This window comes from Butyricicoccus pullicaecorum DSM 23266 (genome assembly GCF_900167005.1).
GTDB classification, from domain to species: domain Bacteria; phylum Bacillota; class Clostridia; order Oscillospirales; family Butyricicoccaceae; genus Butyricicoccus; species Butyricicoccus pullicaecorum.
Genome location: NZ_FUXW01000016.1, coordinates 42,942 through 50,676 on the forward strand (window position 1 = coordinate 42,942; position 7,735 = coordinate 50,676).

General features: G+C 56.3%; 7 protein-coding genes and 1 riboswitch. Of the genes, 2 read left to right on the forward strand and 5 right to left on the reverse strand.

Annotated elements, in window-relative coordinates:
- From xdhB to B5D52_RS14160, 4 genes are read right to left on the reverse strand one after another with little or no spacing between them, the layout of a single operon-like run.
- Nucleotides 1-882, reverse strand: coding sequence for a xanthine dehydrogenase subunit XdhB (gene xdhB, locus B5D52_RS14145; RefSeq protein WP_016148538.1), 882 nt, complete (start codon nucleotides 880-882; stop codon nucleotides 1-3).
- On the reverse strand, nucleotides 875-3,178 hold the full coding sequence (gene xdhA, locus B5D52_RS14150; protein WP_016148537.1) for a xanthine dehydrogenase subunit XdhA: 2,304 nt from the start codon (nucleotides 3,176-3,178) through the stop codon (nucleotides 875-877). The genes xdhB and xdhA overlap by 8 nt, the downstream gene beginning before the upstream one ends.
- A gap of 47 nt (nucleotides 3,179-3,225) precedes the next feature.
- Nucleotides 3,226-3,747: a dCTP deaminase gene (gene dcd / locus B5D52_RS14155; protein WP_016148536.1), complete on the reverse strand. Its 522-nt coding sequence runs from the start codon at nucleotides 3,745-3,747 to the stop codon at nucleotides 3,226-3,228.
- A gap of 16 nt (nucleotides 3,748-3,763) precedes the next feature.
- Nucleotides 3,764-5,038 (reverse strand): amidohydrolase family protein, encoded by a 1,275-nt coding sequence (locus tag B5D52_RS14160; protein ID WP_016148535.1) that lies wholly within the window; start codon nucleotides 5,036-5,038, stop codon nucleotides 3,764-3,766.
- Between the two features lie 78 nt (nucleotides 5,039-5,116).
- A riboswitch (purine riboswitch) is annotated at nucleotides 5,117-5,212 on the reverse strand.
- 328 nt (nucleotides 5,213-5,540) lie between these two features.
- Here B5D52_RS14160 and B5D52_RS14165 point away from each other — a divergent pair.
- Nucleotides 5,541-6,215, forward strand: a complete 675-nt coding sequence (locus B5D52_RS14165) for a hypothetical protein (RefSeq protein WP_016148534.1) — start codon at nucleotides 5,541-5,543, stop codon at nucleotides 6,213-6,215.
- A gap of 61 nt (nucleotides 6,216-6,276) precedes the next feature.
- Here B5D52_RS14165 and B5D52_RS14170 read toward each other — a convergent pair whose 3' ends face one another.
- The gene (locus B5D52_RS14170; protein WP_073993782.1) at nucleotides 6,277-6,582 is read right to left on the reverse strand and encodes a helix-turn-helix domain-containing protein; all 306 of its coding nucleotides are present in this window, start codon (nucleotides 6,580-6,582) and stop codon (nucleotides 6,277-6,279) included.
- A 116-nt stretch (nucleotides 6,583-6,698) separates the two neighbouring features.
- On the opposite strand from B5D52_RS14170, the gene B5D52_RS14175 reads away from it, so the two are divergent.
- Nucleotides 6,699-7,163 (forward strand): hypothetical protein, encoded by a 465-nt coding sequence (locus B5D52_RS14175; protein ID WP_040332880.1) that lies wholly within the window; start codon nucleotides 6,699-6,701, stop codon nucleotides 7,161-7,163.
- Nucleotides 7,164-7,735 lie beyond the last annotated feature (572 nt).

The window sequence follows — 7,735 nt, forward strand, 5'->3', positions numbered from 1 at the left end:
TTAGAACACACCTCCTGCACGTGTCCAGGCGCTGCGGATGGCGCGTCTGGCGAGTTCGGTGATGAGCTGCAAGCGGAATTCGCGGCTGGCGCGCCAGCTCGAGCGCGGCGAAGCATGTGCGGCAGCGGTGCGGGCGATCTCACCCAGCAGCGCGTCGGTGAGCACTTCGCCGTGTGCGAGTGTCTCGGCTTCGGTGCAGCGGATGGGCGTGGGGGCTGCCACGCCATAGGCCAGTCGAAGATCGGCGACCGTGCGCTGGTCGGTGGCAGGCTTTACGAGCGCTGCACAGCCGAGCGTTGCAATTTCCATCGCGGCACGCTTGCCGTATTTGATGTACTGACCGCCAAATCCCTGAAAATCAGCCGGGAAAATGCGGATTTCGGTCAAAATTTCATCTCGATTGCGTACCGTGCGTCCCGGACCGGTATGGAATGCGGTCACCGGTACCACACGCTTGCTGGCAGCACTTTGCAGCGTCAGTTCTGCGTTCAGCGCGAGCAGCATGGGGGCAGAGTCGGCACTTGTCGCACCGTTGCACAGGTTGCCGCCAATGGTACCCGCCTCGCGGGTCTGCGGGCCGCCGACCTGATCGACCGCCTCACCCAGATAGGGCACAAACTCCTCAATGATGGGGTCAGCCGTGATGCGGGCAAAGCTCGTGCATGCGCCGATGACGATGGAACCGTCAGCCTCCATGCGCACGCCGGTCAGCTCGGGCAGTTCGTGGATGGACACGAGCGAAGCCCCGGCAGCCTTGCCCTCACGCACGCGGATGAGGACGTCGGTACCGCCCGCGATGACCATACTTTCCGGGTCGTCTGCCAGTGCGCACAGCGCATCGTTCAAATCTTTGGCAGGATACAGCCGTTTGATGTCAAACATGGTCTTCGCCTCCTAACAGTCCGGCGGCACGGAAGTGCTCGATGAGTTTTTGCGGGGTGAGCGGCAGCGAATGTACCGACACACCGGTCGCGTGAAGCAGCGCATTGCGGATGGCCGGTGCGACCGGGATGGCAGGCGGCTCGCCGAGCGCCTTGTTGCCATACGGGCCGGTCGGGTCGTCCACCTCGACAAAGAGTGCCTCTAGTTTGGGGGTATCCATCGCGGTCGGGATTTTGTAGTCGAGCAAGTTTGCGTTGAGCGGCTTGCAGGCATCGTCAAAGAGCATCTCTTCGCTCAGTGCGTAGCCCAGACCCATGCTCATACCGCCGTGTACCTGTGCCTCGGCGAGCTTGGGATTGATGAGCCGTCCACTGTCATGCACATTGACAAGGCGCAGGACGTGAATCTGACCGAGTGCAAGGTCGACCTCGATCTCGGCAAAGCATGCGCCGGTGGCGAAGGTGTTCTGCTCGCAGTGATAGGTCTCTTCAGCGGTCAGATGGCGGCTGTTTGTCAGGCTGTAACAGCTTTCCATGCCCACATCGGCAACGGTCAGCACGGTTTGACCGGTTTCGTCCACAATCTGACCGTCTGTGATGGTCAGACCCTCAGCCGAACGCTCCAGCATACCTGCGGCATAGTCCAAAATCTTGCCGCGCAGACTTTCACCAGTCATCTTGCACGCCATACCGCTGACGTAAGTTTGCCTCGAGGCGTAAGCGCCGGTGTCAAAGGGGGAAACGTCGGTGTCCTGCACCGACTGGATATCGATGGCATCGACCGGCAGGCCGATGGACTCGGCTGCCATCTGGGTGAACACGGTGTCCGCGCCCTGTCCGATCTCGGTCGCGCCCATCTGCACGGTCACGCGGCCGTCCTCATGCAGCATCATGCGGCAGGATGCGGTCTCGAGCGAGATGGGATAGACGTTGGATTTGTAGGTGAAGAGCGCCATGCCCACGCCGCGGCGGCGGTCGCCGGTCTGGTTCTGGTACAGACGGCGCTTTGCGTCCCAATCAATCGCCGCACGGCCTTTTTCCAGTACCTGATCCAGACCGTAAGCGTGCATGGTGATGCCGTTGTGCGGGTCGACGTATCCGGCCTGCACGCAGTTTTTGAGGCGGAATTCCAGCGGGTCCATGCCGAGCGCGTAAGCCAGATCATCGGTCAGCGCCTCGGTGATGAAGCAGCCCTGCGGGATGCCGTAGCCGCGCATGGCGCCGGCAGTCGGGCGGTTGGTGTAGACCGTGTAGCTCTCGGAGTCGAGCGAGACGCGGTCGCGGTAGCACTGTTTAAAAACATTTGCCGCATTGGCAGCAATCGCATGACCGTGCGAAGCGTAGCCGCCCTGATTGGACTTTGCACAGTAGGTGCGTGCGAGCAGCGTGCCGTCCGGGCTTGCGACCGCCTGCACGTCCCAGTCAAAGGCGTGGCGGGTGCGGGTGCAGCCCAGCACTTCCTCGCGGCTGAGCTCGATATTGACCGCGTGGCCGCCGAGCTGGGTGGTCAGCCATGCGGCCAGGGGTTCGACCAGAACGTCCTGCTTGTTGCCGAAGCCGCCGCCCATGTAGGGCTTGATGACGCGCACACGCGACCAAGGAATGCCCAGCGCCTGACCGCACACGCGGCGCACGATGTGGGGAATCTGGGTGGAACTGACCACCGTGATTTTCTGTCCTTCCATGTACGCGAACGAGTGCACGGGCTCCATGTGACAGTGCTGCACAGCGGGCACACTGTAATGTCCGGATACGACGACCGCGCCGGGTGTTGCGGCAGCCTCATCAAAGGTGCCGTCTCCCAGATGGAACTGGGAGTGCACCACCACATTGCCGGGTTTTTCCTCGTGCAGACAGGGCGCACCGGGTGCCATCGCCTCGTCGGGCGTGGACAGTGCGGGCAAGACCTCAATGTCTGCCTTGACCAGCCGCGCCGCGCGCTCGGCGCTGATACGGTCACGGGCAACCACAACCGCAATCTCATCGCCCCACACGCGGATATGCGCATTGAGCAGCTTGCGGTCACAGATGTCCTGATGGGACGGAACGGTCGACCAGGGGTGCCCGGCGGTCGGGAACTGAATGTCGGGCACGTCGAAACAGGTGAAAATACGCACAACGCCGGGGACGGCCTGCGCCTCAGTGAGATCAAAGCCGCGCACCCAGCCGCTTGCGACCGGTGCACGCACGATCTTCGCGACGTAGGCGTTCGCGGGGACCAGATCGGCGGTGTACTTTGCCTCTCCGGTGACTTTTGCGAACGCATCTACGCGTGGGATACTCTGACCAACTGCCATAAGAGATTCCCTCCTTTATACCGCCGTGCTGCGCGCGCGGCGGACGGTTATTTCTCGAAATCCTTGTAGAGCAGGCTGGGCTGAATGCCCATGTTATTCTGATACTTGCCGCTCTTGTAGGGTTCGTACTCACCATGAATGTCGTGATAGTAAATCTGACAGATCTCTACATTGGGATAGATGCGGATGGGCTGGACACAGAAGATTTCCAGCGTCCAGTAACCGGCAAAGCCAACGTCGCCGAAACCGGCGGTGACATGGATGAACAGACCCAGACGACCGGTCGAAGAACGACCCTCGAGCATGGGGACAAAGCCGTCGGTGCGGGTGAACTCGTTGGTGCGTCCGAGGTACAGACGGCCGGGTTCAAGCACCAGACCTTCTTCGGGAATGGTCAGATGGCGGGTCGGGTTGGGGGTCTTCATGTCCAGAACGTCGTGCTCGTAGACCAAAAGCTCGTTTGCCAGCGACAGATTGTAGCTGTTGGGGTTTAAGCGGCTGGGATCGTAGGGTTCAATGACGATCTCCTTGCCGAGGTGCTTTTCGATTTCCTTGCCGGATAAAATCATGGGAAAAAGGTTCCTTTCACATAAGTTTAAGGCCCGAAACATACTTATGAGCGACCGCACGGTCGTCTGCGAGGTAGACCACGCGGGTCAGGCGCTCCAGCGGGGACAGGTCGAACGGACAGGGCAGCATTGCGTCGTCCAGGACGAGTGCGTCAAATTCGAAACCGGACTCGAATGCACCGACCTTGCCGAAGAATGCGCCGCCGCCGCGGGTGGCCAGATAGAAGGCTTCGGGCAGGGTGATGGGGGCGAGAGAAGCATCCTGGAGCCGCCAGCGCAGCTTGGATACCTGAATGGTGTCTGCGATGGCGCGCAGCATGGACAGGTGGACACCGCCTGCGATGTCCGAACCCAGACCAACCGACAGCCCTTCGTTTAAGAAGGCGCGCACGGGTGCGATGCCCGAGGACAGGTTGACGTTGGACTGGGGACAGTGCGCAACAAACACGCCGTTTTGCTTCATCCGTGCCCGCTCTGCCTCATCCGACCAGACGCAGTGCGCCATGATGGTCGGGCAGCCGTCGCCGCCGAACAGACCGAAGCGGTCATAGGCATCGCCGTAGCCGGTCGAATCCGGGCACAGTTCGGATACCCAGGCGATTTCGCCCTGGTTTTCCGACAGATGGGACTGCACGGGCAGACCGGTCTCGCGCTGAAGGTCGCGCAGACCTTCCATGAGCGCGTCCGAGCAGCTCGGGATAAAGCGCGGGGTCAGGATGGGACGGGAGCGGGTGAAGTCCCGGCAGCCGTCCAGCCACTGACGGGTGGCAGCGAGTGACGCCGCGGCGCTCTCCTCACGCAGACAGTCCGGGCTGTTGCGATCCATGTTGACCTTGCCCACACGGGTGATTAGACCGCTGTCCTCGAGCAGACCCATGAGGGTCAGGGTTGCGTCCACGTGCAGCGTGCCGAACAGCACGGCGCGGGTGGTCGAGCTGCGGCGCAGATCGTCGACAAACAGCGTGTACGCACGGCGTGCATAGTCCGGGTCGGCATAGCGTGCTTCCTGCGGGAAGGTCTGGGTGTCCAGCCAGTCCAGCAGTTCGAGATCCATGCCGAGCGAGCGGAACGCATACTGCGGCGCGTGCGCGTGCAGGTCGACCAGGCCGGGGATGATGAGCTTTCCGGTGTAGTCGTGCACCGGGAGCGATGCAAAGCGTTCGGGCAGGGTGGGGAAGACACCGGCGCATACACCATCCTCACAGACCACATACTGATTTTCACAGATGGTCATGTCCTGCGGGGTGCGGCTCCAGAGAATATCGCCCTTGAGTACAAAAGAATTCGTCATATATATGCCTCCTAGCGTAGGGAAATGCGCGGAAAAACGTCCTAAAAATAAAAAAACAACTGGGAAGCAGGACGAGTCCCCGCATGGTGGAGGACTTATAGTCAACTGTTCCGGCAGTTGGTAGAAACGCTCAACCGATTATGAGCATATATAAGTCATGAATCTGATTTCATTATAACGGGCAGACTTTCTCTTGTCAATTCTAAGAACGAAGGATGACAAGCGGCGAAAAATCAGGTATAATAGGCGCAGAGCGACGATCTTTCAGCTTTTTGGCCGATCATCGGCTGCGATAGAATGTATTTTAAAAAGTTGCCACGGGTCATGGAAAAAGCGAGATTTAGGGTTAAAATTGACCGAAAGCTGTGGTATAATAGCCATAAAACGGCTATTATACTTTTATTTTATAATTATACCATCAGCGGCACGTGGTTTCGTGTTTGGTATTGGATGTTTGCCTGCCGCTGTGGTATAATGGATAAGACAAGGAGGAAGAACCCCAATGACAGAGCAATTTGAAATTGTTGCATTGACGGACGTAGACGTGGCTTACGTACAGCCCACCCCCAACGAGGGAGAAGTGATCGTCCGCAAGAGCATTACCGCTTATAAGCGTCTGGACAACGGCAAGGTACAGGAGGGTCTGTTCGAACTGGCAGCCCTGGCTGCACCGGCACGTGCCCAGCTGTTCCGTATTTCTCTGCCGTCCGACACCCTAGTGCGCGTCAAGGTGGCCAAGGGTGAGCAGGGCAAGCTGTGGATGACCGAGCTGCCCGCACCGGCAAAGGACGAGGAGATGGAAGCCCTGCTGGCCGAGCAGGTTGCCGAGAAGACCGTCGAGGACGAGCACTTTGGCGTATTCACGTTTGACCGTGAGACCTGCGTTTACCAGTGCGAGATCGACTGGCGTGAGAAGAAGATCACGCTCGAGGTCGAGGACATGGAAGAGACCAAGCCCCGCGAGGTTGCACGCGCACTTCAGCAGGAGGCCGAGAAGTGGGAGCTTGCTGCCCGTGCACAGATCAAGACCGTAAAGCCGGCTGCATCGCGCATGTCGCTGCGCACGCTGTCGGTTGACGATCAGGGCGCGTTCACCTTCTGGTTTGCCGGTAAGGCAGGCATCGCCTGCGCAGCTGGTTCGCTGGAAGAGGGCATCACCGACGCAACGGTCATCTAAAATCGATTTTTACAGCAGAAAAGCCGCTGGTATCTGAGGGATACCGGCGGCTTTGTGTTTTTTACATTAAATCAATCAGATCAAAGATGACCTTTTGCTGTTTTTCGTTCAATCGTGCCCAACGGCTCAGTAATTCTTTTTGGCAATCGGTTAAAACAACCGCTGACGCATCATCTGCTAGTAACTGAGAGAGTGTAATGCCAAATGCACGACAGATTTTCTCTAATGAGGGGATGGTGGGAATGAGATTTTTGCGATACCAGGAAGAAATTGTGGATTGTGGAAGCCCAGAACGCTCGGCAAGCTGATATTCTGTCCAGCCGCGCGACTGACGGTGCTTGGTGATGGTGGAAAGAATATCGTTCACCGCACATACCCCTTTCGTTGTGTTCTTCGTAAATTATACTTCGACATATCGTTGCAATTTAATCATTTTAATCGTATAATTTTTACGAAAGAATGAACTATGCAGGGTGTGATGGTATGAAGCGAAAGATTTGTTTTATGATCGGACATCGAGATACAGAAGAGACAGTTTATCCGGCTTTACAAAGAGCTGTTCGACAGCATGTTGCAGAATATGGTGTGAATGAATTTGTAGTAGGAAGATATGGGCAATTTGATCGTTTGGCAGCACATGCCGTACGATGTGTGAAAGAGGAATATCCACAGGTGATATTAACGCTCTTACAGCCATATTACGCGGAAAAACCTTCGTCCATCCAGACCGACCTATTTGACCATATCTGGTATCCATCCCAAATGGAACATGTACCATATCGTTTTGCAATTGTACGTGCGAACCGCTGCGCAGTTGAGCACGCCGACCATTTGATTGCCTATGTACATCGCACGCCCAGTCAAGCCGGAGCGTTGCTGGCCTACGCCAGGAGAAGAGAGACACAGGGCAAGATGATCGTTTTTTCGTTAACTGATTTTCTTCTGTGAATATAAAAAAGCTGTCAGGGGATGAACCCTTGACAGCTTTTGTTCTTATAAGTTTCGGCGAGAAAAAACGGAGATAAGCCCCAAACATCATAAAAGTTTGCAAGGCACTTAATGTAAGCTCATTTGATAGCAGATGGGCTTATATGAAGTGCCTTTTTTCATTTTATCGCCTTTGAACAAGAAACGAGAAAATAGATACCATAAGGAAAATATTGACAGAGGATGATATTGTCATGCCAAAAGAATATTTTCTCGCTTGCAACAGGCAGCAGAAGAACTTGTGCAATGCATGATTTTCTCGCAAGAAATTCAGGGGATGCTTGAAAACCTGTGGATGAATATTCATGACATAATACATATTTTTCCAAATGCATAGCATAAAACAGAGACCGACAAGAAAGGAGAAAAATGAATATGGAAGATGCAAGGATCAATACAACAGAAGAATGGAAGTACATGCAGCAGGTTTGTGAACAGCTGTGCTTTGGAATTTATGAGCTGCGGTGTCTGGCGGATAATGGAGAACAAGTGCTGCGCTATTTCATCGTCATCAAGGATGAAAACGGTCTGAT